This window comes from Spongiivirga sp. MCCC 1A20706 (assembly GCF_046524175.1).
In the GTDB taxonomy this organism is placed as follows: Bacteria; Bacteroidota; Bacteroidia; order Flavobacteriales; family Flavobacteriaceae; genus Spongiivirga.
The window spans coordinates 173,744-196,442 of record NZ_JBEFZF010000006.1 but is presented as its reverse complement, the minus strand read 5'-3'; the positions used below and the strand labels follow the sequence as shown (position 1 = coordinate 196,442).

Below are 22,699 nucleotides of genomic sequence, written 5' to 3'. Positions count from 1 at the left end.
GTTAGGTTGTAAGCCTGATAGGCAATTAACCAAAAAGATAATCCCCATATTAAACAGTCTTGCAGATTGTATGTGGGGATTTTTATTAATCATCAAACTCAAAGAACATGAAAAAAATTAAGATTCTAATTGTTTGCTTACTGCTAAGCTTTATTTCGAGTAACGCTCAAGGCACTCGACTACTAAGGCAACCGGATATTAGTAAAAATAATATTGTATTCACTTATGGTAGCGATATATGGATTTGTGGTATTAACGGAGGGAAAGCCACAAGGATTACCAGTACACCCGGTGTTGAAAGCAATCCTACTTTTTCCCCTGATGGAAAGTGGATAGCTTTTAGCTCTAATCGATCAGGGGGTAATTCAGTATATATTGTCTCTATCGAAGGGGGTACACCTAAAAGACTAACATGGCATCCAAGTTCTGCTAACGTGAGAGGTTGGACTCCGGACGGTAAGCATGTGCTTTTTGCATCTAGCAGAGAAACCGCACCAAGTGGTTATAATCGGTTGTGGACAGTCTCTGTTGAAGGGGGCTCTGCTAATTTACTTCATAAACAATGGGGTAATGATGGTTCATTTTCACCGGATGGAAAGCAGCTTATTCTTGATAGGGTAAGCAGATGGGATAGCGAATGGAGAGCCTATCGAGGAGGACAAAATACCCCATTGACTATTCTCAATCTAGAAACAAGTGAAGAGGTATTGCTTCCAAATGAAAAAACAACCGATATTAAACCTATCTGGTTAGACCAAACGATTTATTTCTTATCAGATAGAGATTACGTTGCTAATATTTGGTCCTATAATCCATCTTCTAAACAACTAAATCAAATCACTAAGTATACCGGATCGGATGTAAAATCACTTTCAGGAATTGATAATACGCTTATTTTTGAGAGAGATGGGTATTTGTATCTTTTTGATCTTATCACAAATGGCGAAAAGCAACTTTCTATCGAAGTAAAAGGCGATTTCCCTTGGGCAGAAACCAAATGGGAAGATGTTACAAACCGGGCAAGGTCCGTCTCAATTTCTACTACTGGAAAACGTGCTATCATGGAGTCTAGAGGCGAAATTTTTACGGTGCCCGTAGAGTTTGGCGATGTACGTAATATTACCAAAAGTAATAATGCTGCCGATCGGTCTCCTGTTTGGTCTCCAAAAGGCGATAAAGTTGCCTGGTTTTCTGATGTTAACGGAAAAGAATATGCTTTAATGATCGCTGATCAGGACGGGCTATCAACTCCAAAAAGTTATGCAATAGGCGAATCAAAACTTGGTTGGGAACCTTCCTGGTCACCCGATGGCAAGCATATTGCATTTGTTGATGATGATGTTAGAGTTCGAGTATTAACTGTTGCTACTGGTGCGATAAAAACAGTTGATGTTGGGAATACAAATATGGAGCGTGGTAGAATGGGACTAAGCTGGTCTCCTGATTCTAAGTGGTTACTATATGCAAAAAGCGCCACCAATAGTTTTAGACAAATCACCGTCTGGTCAATGAATAGTGGGCAGGTCACAACCTTAACTAACAATTTTGCCGATTCTTTTTCTCCTGTATGGGATAAAGATGGTCGTCATCTATACTTTTTATCAAGCACTGATCTCGCATTGCGATCTGGTTGGGCAAACACAAGTGCAATGACCGCAAGACCGGAATATAGTGCCTATGTGATGAACTTGCGCAAGGATGATAAATCTCCTTTTGTTCCTAAAAGTGATGAGGAACCTCCGGCTAAAAAAGAAGTACCAGCAAAAGATAAAAAGTCATCTAAAAGCAAAAAGAAAAAGAAATCAGATAAGAAAGAAGATACCGCTAAGAAGGAAGTAGAGGTAAAAATAGATTTTGAGGGAATCGATAGGAGAATTATCCCGTTGACAATTCCAGAACGAAGTTATGCCTATATGGTTACAGGTCCTAAGGGAGTTGTTTTTGTCGCTGAGAGAATTCCTAATAGTAGAGGTTTAACGCTACATAAATACAATTTAGAGAAACGAGAAGCTAAGGAGTTTATTTCTGGTGCGGGCGGTGTTTCAGTTTCGGCTGATGGGAAGAAAATGCTAGCTCGTATAAACGGTAGTTGGAAGGTAATTGATACCGGAGGCCCTAATGGTAAAAATGGAAAATCGGTTAAAGTCGACCTTAAAGTAAAGTTGGACCGCTCTGTAGAGTGGGCTCAAATGTTTGAAGATGCCTGGAGATATGAACGTGATTACTTTTATGACCCGAATATGCACGGACGAGACTGGAACGTGGTTCACGAGAGGTATGCACCGCTTATTCCATTTGTAAAGCATAGAGCTGATTTGACTTATGTTTTAGATCAAATGAATGGAGAACTTTCAGTGGGTCATAGTTTTGTTTTCGGCGGTGATTATCCCGAGACAGAGCGATCATATGTCGGATTACTAGGAGCAGATTTAAAATCGGAGAATGGGTATTGGCAAATACAACGAATCTTTACAACCGAAAGCTGGAATCCAGGTTTATCAAGCCCACTAGATAGACCTGAACTTAAGATAAATGAAGGTACTTACGTTGTTGGGGTTAATGGGGTAGAGTTAAAGGGTTCTGATAATTTGTATAAATTATTTGACGGTACGGTTGGCGTACAAACAACATTACACGTAAATTCAAAACCTAGTTTCGAAGGGTCTAGAAAAATTATTGTAGAACCCATACGAAGCGAAAATGCATTGCGACAACGTGCGTGGGTTGAAGATAACAGGCGATTGGTCGATAAATTATCGAACGGAAAATTAGCCTATATATGGGTTCCAAATACCAGCACTCCAGGATTTGTATCTTTTAATCGATACTACTTTGCACAACAAGATAAGCAAGGCGCAGTGATTGATGAGCGTTTTAATGGTGGTGGATTATTAGATGATTATATGGTTGATTTAATGACCCGTAGTTTAAGAGCTGCGCTGACCAATGAAGTTCCTAATCCAAAATCGATGCGCCTTCCAGCTGGAATTTTAGGCCCAAAGGTATTATTGATTAATGAAATGGCAGGATCTGGAGGTGATTTCTTTCCTTGGGTTTTTAAACAACAAAATGCGGGCCCATTAATTGGCGCAACAACCTGGGGAGGTTTGGTAAAGTCCTCGGTTCACTATGGGTTAGTTGATGGGGGCGCACTAACCGCACCTGATAACGCTGTTTTCGATCCGGTTAATAAAAAATGGATCGCTGAAAACGAAGGTGTTGCACCTGATATTGCAGTCCGACAAGATGCGAAGTCTTTGGCTCAAGACAAAGATCCACAGTTAGAAAGAGCGGTAAAAGAAGCATTGAGATTATTAGAAAAACAAGGTGAAATAAAGGTGAGTCCACCATCATTTTCAACACCTGCTATAAAGAATTAAAAAAATAAAGTCTAATTCCTTAACCTGCAAGGTCACACAGACCTTGTAGGTTTTTAATTTCGGTTTGATCCCCTTCAGTATTTGCAAGATTCCTGTAAATAAGTAATTTTTCTTGAATAGTGAATTCTTTGTTTTGAAACCAGTCGTGTGCCAATATTTTTTCGTTTTCTATTTGAGCTTTTCTAATCGCTTTTATTGATGCTAAATGCCAATGTACTCCACGTTTTCTGTATACGTTATAGCCAATATCTTCTACTAAATATGATATACATGGTCGGTTGTATAAACGCACACCGTTTTTTAAAACAGCCAATGTTTTCGTTAATCTAACTACTTCGGAAAATGAGTAACGCCGAAAGTCATCAAAACCATCCTGGGTTACGTTATATACCTTGTCGCCAATTTCAAGTGCTCTCATACTATTCATAAGTGCACTAAAATAATTGGAATACTACCCATTTTTAAATGGTTTCAAAATGAATTATTAACAATGCTTTTGTAAAAAAAATGATATGGATTTTAAGAGCCTTCTCGTATATTTATTCCGTATTCTTGGCATGTTTTAAGTTATCAAAGTCAACGTCCTTTTATTTGAAGTAACTAAGATTACGGAATGTCAGCTCTCTGTTAAAACTGCCTACCGATTCAGAGCCCTAAACTTTGTTTTTTGATCAGCGTGCTGTACAGTACAAATCCAATTCCTACCATAACAGAAACGTCAGCCATATTAAAAATTCCAGTTTTGAATACACCACCGAGATCAATATGAAAAAAGTCGGTTACTTGTTTGTACATAAATCGATCATAAATGTTCCCGATACCTCCACCAAGTAAAAAAGCGAGCCCTATTATTGCGGTTACGGAAAGATCTTTTTTAATAAGCAAGTGTCTTAGTACCAATATGAGTACAATGGAAGGTAAAATGAGTAAGAAAATGTATTTTAAGGTTGGTGACATATCAGATCCGGCACCTAAAAAAGCTCCGTAATTGTAAACATTGGTCATTATAAAATACTCACCAATCAGCTCGATATTGGCATTTTTCTCAATATTATTTCTGACCAAAACCTTAGAAACTTGATCGCAGCTAATATTTAGAAATATCAGCAAAAAAATAAAAGGGATTCTGTATTTTTTGATATTCAATTACAGTGAAACTTTATGGTTTTAGCTCTCAACCTCAAAAATCGCAGAAGCAGTATGTGCTTCTCGATTAATCTTTTTTACCAAACCTTGCAATACCTTTCCTGGTCCGACTTCGGTAAATGAAGTAGCACCGTCAGCAATCATGTTTCTCACCGATTGGGTCCATTTTACCGGAGCAGTTAGTTGAGATATCAAATTTGCTTTTATCTCATCAGCTTCCGTCACTGCGGTGGTCGATACATTTTGATAAATAGGGCAAGACGGAGGGTTAAAAACAGTGTCTTCAATAGCAGCGGCTAGCTCTTCTCGCGCTGGTTCCATAAGTGGACTATGAAAGGCCCCACCAACTGGTAAAACCAAAGCACGTCGCGCACCTTCTTCTTTTAACGCTTCGCACGCGTCGTTTATGGCCTCCACTTCACCAGAAATTACAAGTTGTCCTGGACAGTTGTAATTAGCAGCAACTACAATGCCTGGGGTTACTGCACATATTTTTTCAACAATATCATCATCTAACCCCAATACAGCAGCCATGGTACTTGGTTGTAGTTCACATGCTTTTTGCATAGCCATTGCTCGTTTAGAAACTAGTTGCAAGCCATCTTCAAAAGTTAACGTATTGTTAGCAACCAGTGCAGATAATTCGCCTAACGAATGCCCCGCTACCATATCTGGTTTAAAAGAATCTCCTAGCGTTTTAGCAAGAATAGTTGAGTGCAAGAAGATTGCAGGTTGAGTTACTTTAGTCTGTTTTAAAGCTTCGGCTTCGCCTTCAAACATGATGTCTGTAATATGAAAACCGAGTATATCATTAGCTTGTTCAAAAAGCGCCTGTGCTTCATGAGATTTCTCATAAAGATCAAGTCCCATACCTGTAAATTGAGCTCCTTGCCCGGGAAAAACATATGCGTTCATAGGTTGCTGTTTAATAGTTGGTAAAAATAGAAATAATTTTAGTGATACTCGAGAATTTATAATCAAGCACAATTAGCTATATCTTTTAATAACAGTATTTACTTGGTGGTAATAGCTACGCCCAAAAAGGTTTAAATGAACCAATAAATAATACAATTGCCAAATAGCTACCCGATCTTTCCAAGCAGGAGGTAAGGCATAGTTTTCATTATAACTGTCAAAAACAGTTTGGGAAAAACCACCAAACAAATGCATCATGGCAATATCCATCTCGCGCGATGCGAAACATACAGCAGGATCGATGAGACACGCCATACCATCGGAAGCAATCAGGAAGTTGCCGTTCCATAAATCACCATGAATTAGTGATGCCGGTTCGTTGGGTATTTCGTCTATTATGTTGGCATAAAATCGCTCTAAATGATCAAATGAATATCCGTTTTCCTTGGCGAGTTTAAATTGAGGTATCAACCGTTGTTCAACATAAAAATCTGCCGCTGTATCTTTTTTATTGTTGTATTGAGGAAGGCTACCGATGTAGTTGTCTATATCAAGACCAAAGTAGTTGGAATGATGTTGATGTAATCTTGCTAAGTTGATTCCGAGTCCTGTTGAGAAATTGCTTGCATTCTCGTCAGGTTGTATATATTCCAATATAAGAAAAGCTGTATTCTGATCGGAACCAACCGCTTTTAATTTTGGAATTACAAAGGTTTTGGTGTTTGAAAGCAATCTTAATCCAACTTTCTCCGCTTCGAACATACCGGGAAATCGATCTGCAACATTTACTTTAAGAACAAGTTTTTCGTGTTCTGTTTCAATAAGATAAACATCATTGATGTCACCTCCTGAAAGTATGTTTTGTGAGATGATGGAAGCATTTAAAAGTGATTCGATATGTTGTTTTAAAACTAAAGAAAGCACCGGTACCTATTTGCGGTGATAGGTTAAATAGGTGAAATCGAAATTATGTCGATCATCTTTCGGGTGAAATTCTTCTTTCACTAATTCCCATTTTGAAGGATCGATCTTCGGAAAAAAAGTGTCAGCCTCCACAGATCCATGTACACGGGTAAGTTCAATAATATCGGCAACTCCCATTCCTAATTTATAAATTTCTCCACCGCCAATAATAAACGGATTAGGATCATCTTCAGATACTTCAAGAGCTTTTTCTAGGGAATGTACCACAATTGTGTTTTCGGGTTGGTAGTCTTTTTGCCTGGTTATAATCACATGGGTGCGATTGGGTAGTAGTTTAGGGAAAGACTCAAATGTCTTTCGCCCCATAATAATAAAATGCCCAGTTGTAAGTTGTTTAAATCGCTTAAAATCGTCCGGTAAATGCCATACTAAGTCATTATCTTTTCCTAGTGCATCATTTTCGGCCGCCGCCGCTATCATTGTGATCATTCTTTTTTTTTTTTAAGCTATCAGTAGACAATGGGAGTTCACTTTCTATTTGTTGTTGCAGTTTAGCAATTTTTTGTTTTTGTTTTTTTACAAGTTTCGCACGCTGTTTTTCTTCCCACTGCTTACCCATAAATTTTTGTGAAAATAATACATTCAGTGCATGTACTAGAAACAGAAATAACCAGATTAAGATGGCCCACACAAACCAAGGTGTATCAAAAGGTGTGAAATCTTTGCCGTAGCCTAGAATGACATTAAGTAGGATTAGAAAAACGCAACCAACAAGAAAAATGACAAAATGCTGTCGTAATCTTTTCTTTTGGTTGATTCGCATTTGCGCATGCTCAAAAAGTGCCTGCTGATCCCGATCTACCGTAGATTCATCATCAGTTTTAGAAAACATCTTGTACTTTAGTTTCACATAAAATTACATAATTAATTTAGTAGTATGTTGCTCGATCCTAAAGAAGATTATCCCATTTTAAACAATTGTACGTATCTCAATACCGCCCGTTCTGGCTTACTTAGTAAATCACTTAAAAAATGGCGAGCCGAGCACGATGACTGGTTTTTAAAAGAAGGAAGCAAATTCAGAAAAAATCAAGAAGATTTTCTTTCAGCAGTACGCCATACAATTGCTAGTTTATTTGATGCAGTTAGAGATAGGGTGGTTCTGGTTCCTAATGTTTCCATAGGAATAAACATATTTCTCGATCGTTTGCCAAAGCAGATGAGTGTTCTAATGATTGAGGATGACTACCCGTCAATTAATAATGCGATAGAGGTAAGGAATTTCAATCCTTATTATGTATCACTTGCCGATAATTTGGAAGAAGTGATCTATGAAGCCATTAAAACAAATAGTCCCGATATGCTGGCGGTTAGCTGGGTGCATTATAAAACGGGAATTAAAATTGAGAAAGACTTTTTTAAAACATTGAAATCTGATTTTCCCGAACTTCTAATCGTAGTAGATGGCACGCAATATTGTGGAACAGCACCGGTACATTTTGATTTTTCTGGTATCGATGTTTTAGGTGCGAGCGGTTATAAATGGCTGTCGGCAGGTTACGGAAACGGATTTATGCTTTACAGTGAAAAAGCAATCGATTTACTAAGTATTCACCATGTAACTAAAATGAGTGCTACCTATAACCAATATGAAAGTTTATTGCAATTTTATAATCAGCCAGGGCACTTAGACACTATGAATTTTGGAAGTTTACAGTTTGCAATCCGTCAACTGCGATATAATGAAGAACCAGTAATTTATAACAAGATTAAAACACTGTCAAGTTTAGCTAAATCCTGTTTTTCTGAAAAAGGACTACTTGATGATATCGTGATGAAAAGAAAATCACATAGCAGTATTTTTCTAATCAAGGGAGGAGAAAAGCTTTACTACAAATTGGAGGAAAATAGGATATTAACATCATTATGGCAAGATAAAGTGCGAGTGAGTTTCCATTATTATAATACCGAAGAAGACCTCAACAGTTTACTTAAATTTTTGTAACAGCTTATTGTCAAACTGTTATTTTTTTAATAAAGAAATTACCATATTATTTTTTTGTAACCGCTGTATTATCAAAGTCATAATTCTTTAATTGATAATTGGTTGCCTGAAATTTATTGATTTAGTTTACTGTGTAATTCAATCATTAAAACCTCAAAAGTTATGGCAATTTCAAAACAGTATTTAAAGTCAAAACCGATTTGTAAAGTAACATTTACTGTCCCCGCAAAAGAAGCTTCTAAAGTATCAGTTGTGGGCGATTTCAATAAATGGGATACTACAGCAGGATCGCTAAGAAAATTGAAAAATGGAACTTTCAAAGGTATTTTAAACCTTGATAAGGACACTACTTACGAATTTCGTTACATTGTAGATGGGCAATATATTAATGAAGAAGCTGCAGATCGTTTTCAGTGGAACGACTATGCAGGAGCTGAAAACGGAGTTTTAGAGTTGTAATTTCTAGTTAGTCTCCTCGAGCACAGTCGAGAGGTTTTCATTGTTTTATGAGGGTCTTAACTGCGCTCGAGAAGACGCTATTTTTAATCCACTACCTGAACACCTTTCCAAAAAGCTACGTAGTTCTTAATTCCTTTGGCAAGTTCGCTTACTTCTGGATAAAACCAAGCGGCATCAGCATTTTCCTTTCCATTGACGTCTAATGTGTAGTAATGAGCTTTACCTTTCCAAGGACACACTGTATGCGTACTTGAAGGTTTGTAAAATTCTTTTTTTATTGAATCATGTGGGAAGTAGTGATTGTTTTCTACTACGATCGTATCATCACTTTCGGCTATTACGATATCATTCCAAATTGCTCTCATAAGTATGTGTTAAACGTTGTTCTTTAAGTCGATATAAGTCAGCTTTCCTTCCAAATCAATATGAATTTGATGGTCAGTATATCGATCGGCTATAGGATCATACATGGCATATTGAAAAACCATTTTTTCCTTTGATGATGCTATTTGGTTCAACCAAACATATTGCAATATTCTAGATTTATTAGCGGTTTCCAGCGGTAGTTCGACATAAGCTAATTGATTATTATCCTTTATTACACTTATTGATGAACTAAACTTTCTATAATAGGTTTCGCTACCACCATTAATAATCAAATCTTTTTTTATGATTGATTGTTGCATCAGGCTTTTGTACCTAATTGTCACATGAAAGCCACTTGCCAAAATAGTATCGGTTACACTTTCGGTATACTCATTGGGCAAGAAAGCTGTTTTTGTAAATACTTGATTAGTTTTTATAGGTCCGGCATCAAGTTGTGGAAATTCATTAGATATCACTTCTTTTTTACCGTCATTCATAATCAGAAATAAAGCAGCAAACACTGCAATAATTCGGATAATATTTTTTAGGAATCGGAACTTCATTTTACTGTAAAAAGATAATTGGCATAATAGTTCTTATTGTCAGAAAACTGATCTAGTACCTTTAGATTTGATTCATCTGCGAGCCACTTAATTATTGGGTGATCATATTTTTGTGAGATTTCAGTATGAATACTTTCCCAGGCATCAAAAGAAATTTTTAAATCGAGGTTTTTAATTTCGACATCCTGTCTCTCGGTACTTACCAAATAGCTTTTGGCAGTACCGGTTTCGGGATCGTAGGTTTCCCAATGCTTAAACTTGGAAGGATCAAAATTTGCCTTTAATTCTCTATTAATCCTCACTAAAACATTTTTATTGAAGGCTGCGGTGATTCCAGTAGAATCGTTGTAAGCATCTAGAATAGTTTGAGGATTTTTTTTAAGATCAAACCCCATAAAAAGAAGGTCGTCAGGGTTCATCGCTTCTTGTATATTTTTCAGAAAATCGATTGCCTGAGGGTGTAACAAATTCCCGATATTCGATCCCAAAACCATGATCACTTTCTTTCGAGTACTCATGGTCTTTAGTTGTTTTAAAATATCGAAGTAAGTACCTCGTTGTGCTTGTACTTTTAAATCAGGTATTTCATTTTGTAATGAGTTGGACAATCCATTTAGGGCATTCTGACTAATATCGATAGGCATATATTGCACATCATATTTGTTCGCAATAGCGTATTTCAATAGTATTTTGGTTTTTAATCCGTCTCCGGCCCCTAGTTCAATGAGGTCAAAACCCTCTTTTTGGCTATCAAAAGCATGTAAAATTGGTCTTGTGTGTAGTGATAATACTTCATGTTCACTATTGGTCAAGTAGTATTCTGGCATTGCCATGATATCTTGAAATAGTTTATCTCCAGTTTTGTCGTAAAAATATTTTGAAGAAAGGTGCTTTGGGAAATCCGTTAATCCTGTATATACATCTTCTTCAAATTGGGTGGTAAAGGTCACCGTATCGTCAGTATTCATATGCGTTTTTTGATTATTTGGCAAGTCTAATTCCCGTAAATTGCCAGCGTAGTTCTGGTTGAAAAAAGTTTCTGTATGTAGGGCGTGTGTGTTTTATAGGGGTAGCAACTGATCCTCCTCGAAGTACTTTTTGGTTAACCATGAATTTTCCATTGTATTCTCCTAAGGCTCCGTCAGCCTTAGTATAACCCGGATAAGGCAGGTAGGCGCTTTCCGTCCATTCCCAGCGATGCCCCCATTTAAATTGATGTTGAGCGATTTCCCACTCAAACTCTGTTGGGAGTCGGAAACCTTTATACTGCGCATAGGCAAATGCTTCAAAATAAGAAATATGTGTTAGCGCAGCGTCAGGATCAATTGGGTGTAATCCATTTAGCGAATATTGTTGCCACTGTTTACTAATTTGATGCCAATACATTGGAGCCGAAATCTTGTTGGTTTGAATCCAATCCCAAGCTTCTGCATGCCAATAATTATGGTTTTGATAACCACCAGCTTCTATAAATTGAAGATACTCAATATTGGTAACAAGCCGATTGGAAATACAAAAATCATCAACGTATACTATGTGTCTTCCCAATTCATTGTCGTAACAAAAGTTAGTGTTGTTATGGCCTATTTCATAGTTGCTAGCTTCGATCTCAATCCACTGATGGGAGGCATCAAGAGATTTATTTTCTTTAAACGAGTTGGAATAAACCGGTAAAAGAGGATTGTGTCCAAGAATATATTTAATATCTGTAAGCAGTAACTCTTGATGTTGTTTCTCATGATGTATACCTATTTCAAGAAGTGATGCTAGCTCACTATCGATACCACTTGCTAAAAGCTGTTCCATCGCCTTGTTAATATAGTTTCTGTATTGATAAACTTCATCAACAGTCGGGCGTGATAAATTACCTCGATCGGTTCTGACTACGCGTTTGCCCATACTTTCGTAATAACTATTAAAAACAAATGCAAAGTTTTGATCAAACTCTTGGTAGTCAGATAGATGTTTTTTCAGAATAAATTCCTCAAAAAACCAAGTGGTATGACCAAGGTGCCATTTAGGAGGTGATACATCTACAATCGGTTGTACCACATAGTCTTCAATTTGTAAAGGCTGACATATTTCTTCGGTTTTTTTTCTGGTTTCCAGAAAAAAATCGAGCAAGGTGTCTGTAACGACCATGAATTGATTTTTGGCTTATGTTACAAGTTACTAATTTTTAGATAAGGGTGATTTTGATCGAGTTAAATGAGTGTTAAATTCAATTATTGAAGTTGGAAGTTAATAGGAATAGAAAATGGTGTCTTGATCGGCTTACCATTCGATTTCCCTGCTTCAAACTTTGGAAGTAATTGAACGATACGTTTGGCCTCTTCTTCTAAAATAGGGTGAGGTCCTCGCATTCGTATATTTTCAACATCCCCCTCTTTACTAACCGAAAAATTGACATAAACCTTTCCATCAATTCCATTCCTGAGTGCTTTTCTAGGATATTTGAAATGGATTCTAATGTGTTCTTGCATTTTTTGGTTGAAACAGCGTTTAGCTTTTTCTTGAGGAAAGAATTCGTTGCAACCTGGGAACATCGGGATTTTTTGAATGACTGCGCCTTCATAAGGAATTTTATCTCCAATGTGTTCTACTCTATTTTCATTTGAAGGATCAACTTTATATAACAATAAAACCCGGTGTTGAGGATTATACTTTAATGATTTTTTGTTCAGTATTTTGATGGCTGGGATTTTTGATAAAACTATACTAACGCTATCATCCAGTATTTCATTGGCAGTTTCGTATTCTTTAGTTTGGAATTTCTTTGTATATATATAGGCACTGCCCCGTGAATCTTCAACAACTAGTTTGTTTTTGTCCTGAATTTCTAGATGATAATATAATCTGATAGTATCATTTACTGTGAGTGCAGGAAAGTGTGTTTTAAAATCGAATTTCTTCAGTACTTTTTCCGATTCTTCCTTAATCAAGTTCACTAAGCAGTTGCTGTTTTCTTGATCAGCACACTCTTCCAAAACAATTTTCTCTAGCGGGAAATATGGAATTTCATCATCTGATTGCCCATATATTGAAATGCAACCAAAAAAGAATAACAGCGCTATTAATTTTTTGACCATCACAACAGTTTAAACAGCAACAACCCCTTTAATATGAGGGTGTGGATTGTAGTCGACCAGTGTAAAATCTTCAAAAGTGAAATCAAAAATATTCTTTACCTCAGGATTCAAGATCATCTTAGGAAGGGGTCTTGGGTCTCGACTAAGCTGCGTTTCTAGTTGTTCCATATGATTGTTGTAAATATGGGCGTCACCAAACGTGTGTATAAAATCACCCGGCTGGTAACCGCAAACCTGGGCCATCATCATCGCAAATAATGCATACGAAGCAATGTTGAATGGAACACCCAAAAAGATATCAGCACTACGTTGGTATAATTGACACGACAGCTTTCCATCTGCAACATAAAACTGAAAAAATGCGTGACAAGGCGGAAGGGCGGCTTTTCCATTGGCAACATTCTCTGAAAAAGATACTGATGTGTCGGGTAATACACTGGGATTCCACGCTGAAACCAACATACGTCGGCTATTGGGGTTATTTTTAAGCGTTTCAATAACTTCTTTGATTTGATCAATTTCATCACCGTTCCAATTACGCCATTGGTAGCCATAAACGGGACCTAGATCACCATTTTCATCTGCCCATTCATTCCAAATACGAACCCCATTTTCTTGTAAATACTTCACATTGGTGTCACCCTTTAAAAACCAAAGTAACTCATAAATAATAGACTTTAGGTGTAACTTTTTAGTGGTTACCATAGGGAAACCTTTACTTAAGTCAAATCGCATTTGATAACCAAAAACACTCTTGGTCCCTGTTCCTGTTCGGTCTCCTTTTTCATTTCCATGTGCCAACACATGTTTCACTAAGTCGTGATACTGCTTCATTATAAATGGAATTTAATGATTGGCAAAGTATTAAAATGCTAGAAAAAGAAAGGCTTTTTTAGGAGCGATTTATTCAGAGGTTATTAACTTTAGTTCAGAGTTCAGAGTTCAGAGTTCAGAGTTAGCTGTGGTACTAAAGCTAGAATAAAGAATCAGACTGAAAACTGTTGACTGAGAACTGCAGACTATCCTATAATCATTCCCGCAATGGTTGCAGAAAGTAACGAAGCAATTGTGCCTCCAATCATGGCTTTTATACCGAATTCAGAAAGCGTCTTGCGTTGACCCGGAGCAAGCGAACCAATGCCTCCAATCTGTATTCCTATTGAAGCGAAATTCGCAAATCCACAAAGCATATAGGTCGCCATGATCACTGATTTGTTATAGTTTAAATGAAGAGCATTCCCAATATTTTTAAGTTCAGCTAATTGAATATAACCAATGAATTCGCTTGCTGCTAGCTTAATACCTAACAGTTGTCCCATTAAAGCCATGTCTTCTTTAGCTACTCCAATAAGCCACATCAGTGGAGCGAATATATAACCCAACAAAAATTCTAAGGACAATTTATCATAAGGAGTATTGGCCGCAATTATCTCATTTAAGGAGGTGAAGTGCCAATTGATATTGAGCGCTTCTATGGTGATACCATCAAAGCCGGCAATACCCCCTAAAATACCATTGATCATGGCAATAAAAGCAACAAAAACCAAAAGCATAGCACCCACATTTACTGCTAGTCTTAAACCTTCAGTAGTGCCGTTTGCAATGGCATCCAAAATATTGGACCCTATCTTTTCCTGAGATACTTTAATGTCATTATTAATAGGTTCTGTTTGCGGATATAAAATTTTAGAAATCACAATCGCACCTGGTGCTGCCATAACCGAGGCAGCTAACAAATGCTTTGCGAACGTAAGTTGCAGTACAGGGTCATCTCCGCCTAAAAATCCGATATAGGCAGCTAAAACAGCCCCTGCTACAGTAGCCATACCACCGATCATAACCAGTAGGATTTCAGACCGATTCATTTTTTCTAAATATGCCTTTATTAATAAAGGAGCTTCTGTTTGTCCTAAAAAAATGTTTCCAGCGACGGAAAGACTTTCCATGCCGGAAATGTGCAACACTTTGGTGAGTATCCAAGCCATAGCTTTTACCACCTTCTGAATGATTCCTAGATAGAACAGTACGGAAGTTAGGGCGGAAAAGAATAAAATTGTGGGGAGTACTTGAAAGGCAAAAATAAAGCCGAAGGTACTTACATCCATTAGTCCTTCGAACAAAAATGTGCTACCTGCTCGCGTAAATTCTAATACTTGAATAAAAATGCCTCCAACAAATTCAAATGCCCCTTGAATAAATGGGACACGCAGCACGCCGATGGCAATCAATAGCTGAAACCCCAACCCAAGTCCGACAGTTTTCCAATTAATTGCCTTGCGATTGCTACTTAATAAAAATGAAATGACAACTAAAACAAACATACCGAGTATCCCTCTAAGTAAACTGTTCGTAGTAAATCCCTGACTTGGTATCATTCCTTGAGAATCCGCAACCGATGAGGAGATAGTTTTTTCTTTATTTTTTTCGGCGGTAAACTTGTAGACGGTTCCTCCTTCTTTAAAAATTAAAGTAGAATCAGTGAACTGTGTAATCTTATAGGTGCGAACGGTATCAGTTGGTTGTTCGTAGTAAAATAGCAGTAATTTATTTTGATGTATGTAATTACCTGAAGCTTTTAAATTGTTCTTAGCCTGCAGTTCATAGCTAAAATCACCTTTTTCAAATGTTAAAAAATCAGTTTCAGGATTGATCGTTATGGAAGATCCTTCTTGTTCATTTTCAATGGCAGTGAAGGTCCATTTTTTGTCTAATTCCTGCGCAGTGGTTAATGCAAGTCCGCATAACACCAATACAGTGGATAGTATTTTTTTGATCATTTAAAAGGAGTTAGTTTTGTTCTCGGCGTGAGATTTCATCCCGTATGCTAGCGGCCTTTTCATAGTCTTCGTTGGCCACTGCATTATCTAAACTATTATAAAGTTCTTGAAGAGACAATTTTTTGTAATCGGTTACCTCTTGAGCACTTTCTGAAAAAACTTCGTCGGCAACAAGTGCTTCATCAGCTTCCTCTTCATCTTCCTTTTTAGGATTTGCTTTTAAGTAAATACCTGCTTTATCAAGAATGGTTTTGTAGGTAAAAATAGGAGCATTAAATCGCAGGGCTAAAGCAATAGCATCTGATGTTCTTGCATCAATAATCTCTTCGGCTTGCTCATTTTCGCAAATAATACTGGAGTAAAAAACACCGTCTACTAACTTATGAATAATGACCTGCTTTATCTTAATCTTAAATCGATCGGAAAAGCTTTTAAACAGATCGTGTGTTAGTGGCCTTGGGGGTTTAATTTCTTTTTCAAGTGCTATAGCAATCGATTGAGCTTCAAATGCACCTATGACGATAGGAAGTTTTCGTTCGCCATCGACCTCACTTAAAATCAATGCATACGCCCCATTTTGGGTCTGGCTATAGGAAATTCCTTTTATGTTCAGTTTTACTAGACTCATTTAGCATAAAAAAAGGGCCGACAAAATTAGGGGGAATCCCAAATTTTGCAAGCCCCATTTACCGGCACAAGTTAGCAAATTTATGCGTTTTGCGCTTTAAATTGTTTTAATTTTTCAATTAGAGAAGGTACCACTTCAAAGGCATCGCCAACAACACCATAGTCAGCAGCCTTAAAGAAAGGTGCTTCGGCATCGCTATTGATAACCACTTTAACTTTTGAAGAGTTGATTCCCGCCAAATGTTGAATAGCTCCTGAAATACCTATGGCAATGTAAAGATTAGATGCAACAGGTTTTCCTGTTTGACCCACGTGTTCACCATGAGGTCTCCAACCCATATCAGAAACGGGTTTTGAGCAAGCGGTTGCGGCACCTAGTACATCAGCCAATTCTTCAATCATTCCCCAATTTTCTGGTCCTTTCATTCCACGGCCAGCTGATACAACGATTTCAGCATCTGCAATAGTTACCTTATCAGTTGCTTTATCAACCGATGTGATTTTAACACCAAAATCTGCATCTCCCAATGAAGGTTCAAAAGATTCTTCGGCAGCAGTACCATTGGCTTCGACTAAACCATATGCATTTTTAGAAAGCCCTACTACTTTTACATCGGTATTAATCTCAGTAAAACTGAAGGCTTTATTGGTAAATGCGGTTCTTTTTACAACAAAGGGACTAGCACTTTCAGGGGCTGCAACCACATTTGAAGCGTATCCGGCATTCAATCCTATCGATAATAGCCCTGCCAAATACTTACTGTCTGCACTCGAGCTAATAACAACGATTTTTGCACTTTCTTTTTCAGCGGCTTGTTTTAAAACACTTGCATATGCTTTTGCATTGAAATTGGCTAGTTGATCATTTTTTACATGTAATACTTTATCCATACCGTAAGCGGCAAGATCCGATGTATTATTTGCGTTAAATGCAACAGCTGTAACTGTAGTGCCCAACATATTGGCTACTGCTTTTGCATAAGAAGCAACCTCAAAAGCTGATTTTTTGAAAGCACCGTTTTCTGTTTCTGTATATACTAAAACTGACATATTTTTCTTTGTTGTATTATATAACCTTTGCTTCGGTATGTAATAGGTTAACTAACTCGTCTATATTGCCTGCATCAACTAATTTAACAGCACCTTTAGGAGCGGGTTTTTCAAATTTAGTAGCTTGAGAAGCTGCGCCTGCATCAGCGGCTTCAACCACATTTAAAGGTTTTTTGCGTGCCATCATGATTCCTCTCATATTGGGTATGCGAAGATCACTTTCTTCTACCAATCCTTTTTGCCCACCAATTACAAGTGGTAACGACGTAGTTGAGGTTTCCTTACCTCCATCAATCTCACGAGTTGCAGTTGCACTGGTTCCTTCTATGTCTAAACCAATACACGTATTCACAAAGTTTGCACCAACAAGTTCAGCTAACATACCTGGTACCATTCCACCGTTGTAATCAATAGATTCACGACCAGCAATGACTAAATCGTAGCCGCCATCTTGCACAACTTTTGCCAACTGTTTTGCAACAAATACGCCATCAGTAGCTTCGGCATTTACACGTATGGCGTTATCTGCTCCAATTGCTAGCGCTTTTCGAAGCGTAGGTTCGGTTTCGGCACCGCCTACATTAACAACATCTACAGATGCACCTTGTTTTTCTTTGAACCACATTGCTCTGGTCAATCCAAATTCATCATTTGGGTTTATCACAAATTGAACACCATTTGTGTCAAATTTGGTATCGCCATCAGTAAAATTGATTTTGGAAGTAGTATCAGGAACATGGCTAATACAAACTAGTATTTTCATTATGTTCTTTTTATTAAATTGACAATTTTTGAGGGTGCAAATTACGAATTTCTTTACTAAAATACTATGCATGCATAATATTTTTTTAAATTATTTCTGTTCATTTTTTGTTTCTTTAATTATTATTTTTGCTCTTCGTTTTTACACCGACTAATCTTTGAGAATACTGTATGAGAACAATACAATTTAGAGAGGCGATCGCCGAGGCAATGAGTGAAGAAATGCGCAAGGATGAGCGTATTTATTTAATGGGTGAGGAAGTTGCCGAATATAATGGTGCTTATAAGGCATCAAAGGGTATGTTAGATGAATTTGGCGAAAAGCGCGTTATCGACACACCTATTGCAGAGCTTGGTTTCGCAGGCGTAGCTGTAGGGTCGACTATGACTGGCTGTCGACCTATTGTCGAATATATGACCTTTAACTTTTGTTTGGTTGGGATAGACCAGATAATTAACAACGCCGCAAAGATTCGTCAAATGTCAGGAGGTCAGTTTCCATGCCCCATTGTTTTTAGAGGGCCAACCGCTTCTGCAGGGCAGTTAGCGGCAACGCACTCTCAGGCTTTTGAAAACTGGTTTGCAAATACGCCAGGTCTAAAAGTAATTGTTCCTTCTAACCCTTACGACGCTAAAGGACTATTAAAAGCTGCTATACGTGATGACGATCCAGTTATTTTTATGGAGTCTGAACAAATGTATGGTGATAAGGGCGAGGTGCCTGAAGAAGAGTATGTATTACCAATTGGCAAAGCAGAAATAAAAAGAGAAGGTAAAGACGTAACTATAGTTTCATTTGGTAAAATCATCAAGGAGGCTTACAAAGCCGCTGACGAGTTAGAAAAAGAGGGGATTAGTTGTGAAGTTATCGACTTGCGTACCGTAAGGCCAATGGATCATAAAACAATTCTTGATTCAGTTAAAAAAACAAATCGTTTGGTAATTCTTGAAGAGGCTTGGCCTTTTGGTAATGTAGCTACTGAAATTACCTATCAGGTGCAGTCACAAGCTTTTGATTATTTAGATGCGCCAGTAGAAAAGATAAATACTGCCGATACCCCTGCACCGTATTCACCAACCTTATTAGCCGAATGGTTGCCTAATAAAGATGACGTAATCAAGGCAGTAAAAAAGGTTATGTATCAATAATAAAAGAAGACTCGTTATATTTATAAACTTCATTGGCATTGTTGTTGATGAAGTTTTTTGCTTTAAAGGCCATGTATGTTTCTTAATTTAACCCGACTAAGATTCATGTTTTGTCAAAACCAAAAACCAATTAATGCAATTTAAAAACATAATAACCTACTTATTCATTTTATTTAGCACCACCATTCTTTGGTCTCAAACTAAAGTAAGTGGATATGTGTTTGATGAATTCAATGAGCCAGTGCCTTTTGCCAATATTTTGTTTAAAGGGTCTACTGAGGGTACAACGAGTAATGAAGATGGTCGGTTTTATCTAGAATCTGATACAACCTATGATACCCTGGTCATTTCTTTTATCGGCTTCGATACCGTAGAACTTCCGCTTGTTAAAAAGGTAAATTACGACTTAAAGATTACGCTTACTGCTGGAGGTGAACAACTAAAGGAGGTGGTTGTTTATAGTGGAAAACAATCTAAAAAAAATAATCCCGCTATTGATATACTTCGTAAAATTTGGAAGCGAAAACGACTCAACGGACTTCGGCAATTTGACCAGTATCAATACAACAAATATGAAAAGGTCGAATTCGATCTAAATACTATTGACAGTAGCGTCATAAAAAGTAAGCTGTTTAAGGGGATGGAATTCATATTTCAGCAAGTAGATACCTCAAGAATTACGGGAAAAACATACCTGCCCATTTTTATTAACGAAGCAGCTAGTGAAGTGTATGGCGATAATACCATTAACAAGGAGAAGGAAAATCTTATAGGTAATAAAAACTCCGGCTTTAGTAATAATCAGGTAATCATCGGATTCATTAAAGATCTTTACAATGAATACGATGTATACAATAATTACATTAAAATATTCGACAAGAGTTTTACGAGTCCCATTTCACGTACAGGAATTGACACGTATAATTATGTGTTATCTGATAGTGCTTTTATTGATAACAAATGGTGCTACAACATTACGTATTACCCTAGGCGTAAAAACGAATTGACTTTTAAAGGTGATTTTTGGGTGAATGATTCTACTTACGCTATAAAAGAAATTAATATGCAAGCCACTAAAAGTGCTAATATTAATTGGGTGAAAGAACTGTATATCGAACAGGAATTCGATGTACTGAATGATTCTGTTTTTTTGATAAAACGAGATTACATTCTTTCGGATTTTGTTTTGAATAAAAAAGAAAAATCACGTGGGGTGTATGGTAAGCGAACCACGTTATATGACCAGTATAAGTTTGATATTAAAAAGCCTAAAAAGTTTTACGAAGCGCAGATCGACCCATATAATGAGACAGTTTATAATCGTGATGACGCTTTTTGGGAGAATAAGCGTCTAGAAGAATTGAATAAGGATGAGCGTGGTGTTTACAAGATGCTCGACACCCTAAAAACAGTACGAAAGTTCAAAAACTTGTATAATATAGGTTCCATTTTAGCTTCTGGTTATATTGAATTTGATAAGTTAAATTTTGATTACGGACCCATATTTTCCAGTTTCGGATTTAACGATGTAGAGGGTATTCGAATTCGCGGAGGTGGACGCACCTATTTTGGCCCTAATGATCCATGGCGAATTGAAGGTTTTGGAGCCTACGGTTTTAAAGATGATAAATTTAAATACGGAATTTCGGCTAAGTGGTTGCTGGACCGAAAAACACGATTAACCATATCGGCTGGTACACGGAGAGACATAGAACAAACAGCGTTAAACTTAACCCCGACGACTGACGTTTTGGGACGAAGTTTTGGATCATCAGCACTCTTCGCCCAAGGAGATAATAGCAGGTTGACCAATATCAATTTAACAAGGGTTCAGGTTGATTTCGAGCCTTGGAAGAACTTTCAGGTGCAGTTTGGAGGCTCATATAGAAAACTAAAATCAGCTTCACCACAAACTTTTAGTCTTGATTATTTAGATCCTTCTGAACCAGGCGGAATTTCTTCAGAAATTAATCAGGGAGAGCTCACCGCGTCATTGACCTATACGCCAGGAAGGGTAAACATAGGTTATGGGGTAGAACGTCGAATTTCAGATGATGACTATCCGACAGTATTTATTAACTATGCGAAGGGAGATCGGTCATTATTAGATTCTGATTTTGATTATGAACGATTACAACTATTTTATCGGCAACCCCTGTTAATTGGTGGTTTTGGTAGAACTTGGTTTACAATGGAAGCTGGAAAGACATTTGGAGAGGTCCCTCTCGGTTTGTTGTCGGTTATCCCGGGTAATCAATCGTATTTTTCGGTTTTTAATACCTTTCCTACCCTCAATTTTTATGAGTTTATTACGGACACATACACCACTGTGCATTTAGAGCATAACTTTAATGGCCGACTATTTTCGAGAATTCCATTTCTAAGAAAGTTAAACCTTCGGGAAATCATTGGTATTCGAGGTGCATGGGGGTCTATTTCTGATGAAAATGTAGCCTTAAATCAACCAGCTTTTAATACTCTGATGTTAAATCCAGATGCAATAGCGCCTGATGACAAAATATATTGGGAATATTCAGTGGGGATAGGCAATATTTTTAAGCTGCTTCGTATTGACGTGAATTTTAGAGGTAACTATTTTGATAATGTTGATGCTAGAAGTATAAGTGTAACTGGCGGTATCGGATTCTACTTTTGAATTTTGGAGATGTTTAAATTAATAAAAACTTAGTCGGTTTTTATTGCCACAACGTGCATAAATATGTACTTTTGCACCCCTTTAAATAAAATAATTAAGGTCTTGATAATGAAGTCAAGACAGCTAACATTATAGAAGCATATCATGGCGAAAAAATCAAGAAAGACATTCGATGTATTGATTGAAATACCCAAAGGAAGTAGAAATAAGTATGAATACGATTTCGTGTTGAAAAAGGTACGGTTCGATCGTATGCTGTTTTCTTCTATGATGTATCCGGCTGACTATGGCTTTATCCCTGAAACATTGGCGTTAGATGGAGATCCTTTAGATGTATTGGTGTTAGGTTCGCAACCAACATTTCCAATGTGCGTAATGGAAGTTAAAGCAATCGGTGTGTTCCATATGGCAGATGAAAAAGGCCCAGATGAAAAAGTGGTGTGCGTACCGGTTTCTGACCCTATTTGGAATAAGCTTAACAAGCTTGATGATATGAACCCGCATTTAAAACATGAGATTACGCATTTCTTTCAGGTGTATAAAGACCTTGAAAAGAAAAAAGTTGATGTTGGCGGGTGGAGCGATGTTGATGAGGCTTATAGCATTTACGAAAAATGTAAAGAACGTTACGAAGAAAGCGAGCATAAAGCAAAGCGCAGTTTTGCAATTTAAGATGCGAGAAAATAGTATACTAGAAGCCTTTAAAATCTACTAATTTTATGGGCTTTTTTAATTTTATAATGGCACTAATTTAGTTGTGTCGGTTGCCCTTTTTATATTCATATCGATTTTACTACATTTACGCCCACTATATAAAAAAATCAAACTAAT

At 37.2% G+C, this 22,699-nt stretch carries 22 protein-coding genes; 6 read left to right on the top strand and 16 right to left on the bottom strand.

What is annotated here, in order from left to right:
• The first annotated feature begins 107 nt into the window (after positions 1–107).
• Positions 108–3,380, top strand: coding sequence for a PDZ domain-containing protein (locus ABN763_RS15110; RefSeq protein ID WP_410486330.1), 3,273 nt, complete (start codon positions 108–110; stop codon positions 3,378–3,380).
• A gap of 19 nt (positions 3,381–3,399) precedes the next feature.
• Here ABN763_RS15110 and ABN763_RS15105 read toward each other — a convergent pair whose 3' ends face one another.
• From ABN763_RS15105 to ABN763_RS15080, 6 genes are all read right to left on the bottom strand, one after another.
• Positions 3,400–3,798, bottom strand: a complete 399-nt coding sequence (locus ABN763_RS15105) for a pyruvate kinase (RefSeq protein ID WP_410486329.1) — start codon at positions 3,796–3,798, stop codon at positions 3,400–3,402.
• 227 nt (positions 3,799–4,025) lie between these two features.
• The gene (gene lspA / locus ABN763_RS15100) at positions 4,026–4,526 is read right to left on the bottom strand and encodes a signal peptidase II (RefSeq protein WP_410486328.1); all 501 of its coding nucleotides are present in this window, start codon (positions 4,524–4,526) and stop codon (positions 4,026–4,028) included.
• 21 nt (positions 4,527–4,547) lie between these two features.
• The gene (gene fabD, locus ABN763_RS15095) at positions 4,548–5,441 is read right to left on the bottom strand and encodes an ACP S-malonyltransferase (RefSeq protein WP_410486327.1); all 894 of its coding nucleotides are present in this window, start codon (positions 5,439–5,441) and stop codon (positions 4,548–4,550) included.
• Positions 5,442–5,513: 72 nt separating this feature from the next.
• Complete coding sequence (locus ABN763_RS15090; protein WP_410486326.1) at positions 5,514–6,365, bottom strand: fructosamine kinase family protein; 852 nt, start codon at positions 6,363–6,365, stop codon at positions 5,514–5,516.
• Between the two features lie 6 nt (positions 6,366–6,371).
• On the bottom strand, positions 6,372–6,854 hold the full coding sequence (locus tag ABN763_RS15085; protein WP_410486325.1) for a dihydrofolate reductase: 483 nt from the start codon (positions 6,852–6,854) through the stop codon (positions 6,372–6,374).
• Entirely contained in the window at positions 6,820–7,257 is a 438-nt protein-coding gene (locus tag ABN763_RS15080) for a 2TM domain-containing protein (RefSeq protein WP_410486324.1), read from the bottom strand. The genes ABN763_RS15085 and ABN763_RS15080 overlap by 35 nt, the downstream gene beginning before the upstream one ends.
• Positions 7,258–7,302: 45 nt before the next feature.
• Between ABN763_RS15080 and ABN763_RS15075 the strand changes: the two genes are divergently transcribed.
• On the top strand, positions 7,303–8,370 hold the full coding sequence (locus ABN763_RS15075; RefSeq protein ID WP_410486323.1) for an aminotransferase class V-fold PLP-dependent enzyme: 1,068 nt from the start codon (positions 7,303–7,305) through the stop codon (positions 8,368–8,370).
• 162 nt (positions 8,371–8,532) lie between these two features.
• The gene (locus tag ABN763_RS15070) at positions 8,533–8,829 is read left to right on the top strand and encodes an isoamylase early set domain-containing protein (protein ID WP_410486322.1); all 297 of its coding nucleotides are present in this window, start codon (positions 8,533–8,535) and stop codon (positions 8,827–8,829) included.
• Positions 8,830–8,912: 83 nt separating this feature from the next.
• Here the strand turns inward: ABN763_RS15070 and ABN763_RS15065 are convergent, their stop codons facing one another.
• The 10 genes from ABN763_RS15065 to ABN763_RS15020 form a co-directional block, all read right to left on the bottom strand.
• Positions 8,913–9,194 carry a DUF427 domain-containing protein gene (locus ABN763_RS15065; protein ID WP_410486321.1) on the bottom strand — a complete coding sequence of 94 codons (282 nt, stop codon included), beginning with the start codon at positions 9,192–9,194 and terminating at the stop codon, positions 8,913–8,915.
• A 9-nt stretch (positions 9,195–9,203) separates the two neighbouring features.
• Complete coding sequence (locus tag ABN763_RS15060) at positions 9,204–9,758, bottom strand: hypothetical protein (RefSeq protein ID WP_410486320.1); 555 nt, start codon at positions 9,756–9,758, stop codon at positions 9,204–9,206.
• Positions 9,755–10,726 (bottom strand): L-histidine N(alpha)-methyltransferase, encoded by a 972-nt coding sequence (locus tag ABN763_RS15055; RefSeq protein WP_410486319.1) that lies wholly within the window; start codon positions 10,724–10,726, stop codon positions 9,755–9,757. Before ABN763_RS15055 ends, ABN763_RS15060 begins: the two co-directional genes overlap by 4 nt.
• Positions 10,727–10,739: 13 nt before the next feature.
• A complete protein-coding gene (egtB, locus tag ABN763_RS15050; protein ID WP_410486318.1) occupies positions 10,740–11,900 on the bottom strand; it encodes an ergothioneine biosynthesis protein EgtB in 1,161 nt (386 codons plus the stop codon).
• Positions 11,901–11,983: 83 nt separating this feature from the next.
• Positions 11,984–12,847, bottom strand: coding sequence for an energy transducer TonB (locus ABN763_RS15045; RefSeq protein ID WP_410486317.1), 864 nt, complete (start codon positions 12,845–12,847; stop codon positions 11,984–11,986).
• A gap of 9 nt (positions 12,848–12,856) precedes the next feature.
• Positions 12,857–13,681 carry a thymidylate synthase gene (locus ABN763_RS15040; RefSeq protein WP_410486316.1) on the bottom strand — a complete coding sequence of 275 codons (825 nt, stop codon included), beginning with the start codon at positions 13,679–13,681 and terminating at the stop codon, positions 12,857–12,859.
• Positions 13,682–13,866: 185 nt separating this feature from the next.
• Complete coding sequence (locus tag ABN763_RS15035) at positions 13,867–15,624, bottom strand: NupC/NupG family nucleoside CNT transporter (protein ID WP_410486315.1); 1,758 nt, start codon at positions 15,622–15,624, stop codon at positions 13,867–13,869.
• 10 nt (positions 15,625–15,634) lie between these two features.
• The gene (locus ABN763_RS15030; RefSeq protein WP_410486314.1) at positions 15,635–16,252 is read right to left on the bottom strand and encodes a bifunctional nuclease domain-containing protein; all 618 of its coding nucleotides are present in this window, start codon (positions 16,250–16,252) and stop codon (positions 15,635–15,637) included.
• A gap of 80 nt (positions 16,253–16,332) precedes the next feature.
• Positions 16,333–17,301, bottom strand: a complete 969-nt coding sequence (locus tag ABN763_RS15025) for an electron transfer flavoprotein subunit alpha/FixB family protein (protein WP_410486313.1) — start codon at positions 17,299–17,301, stop codon at positions 16,333–16,335.
• A gap of 16 nt (positions 17,302–17,317) precedes the next feature.
• Positions 17,318–18,064 (bottom strand): electron transfer flavoprotein subunit beta/FixA family protein, encoded by a 747-nt coding sequence (locus tag ABN763_RS15020; protein WP_410486312.1) that lies wholly within the window; start codon positions 18,062–18,064, stop codon positions 17,318–17,320.
• A 170-nt stretch (positions 18,065–18,234) separates the two neighbouring features.
• Between ABN763_RS15020 and ABN763_RS15015 the strand changes: the two genes are divergently transcribed.
• The 3 genes from ABN763_RS15015 (at position 18,235) to ABN763_RS15005 (ending at position 22,540) form a co-directional block, all read left to right on the top strand.
• Entirely contained in the window at positions 18,235–19,212 is a 978-nt protein-coding gene (locus ABN763_RS15015; protein ID WP_410486311.1) for a pyruvate dehydrogenase complex E1 component subunit beta, read from the top strand.
• Positions 19,213–19,345: 133 nt separating this feature from the next.
• Positions 19,346–21,868, top strand: coding sequence for a DUF5686 family protein (locus ABN763_RS15010; RefSeq protein ID WP_410486310.1), 2,523 nt, complete (start codon positions 19,346–19,348; stop codon positions 21,866–21,868).
• A gap of 144 nt (positions 21,869–22,012) precedes the next feature.
• A complete protein-coding gene (locus ABN763_RS15005; RefSeq protein WP_410486309.1) occupies positions 22,013–22,540 on the top strand; it encodes an inorganic diphosphatase in 528 nt (175 codons plus the stop codon).
• The last annotated feature ends 159 nt before the right edge of the window (positions 22,541–22,699 follow it).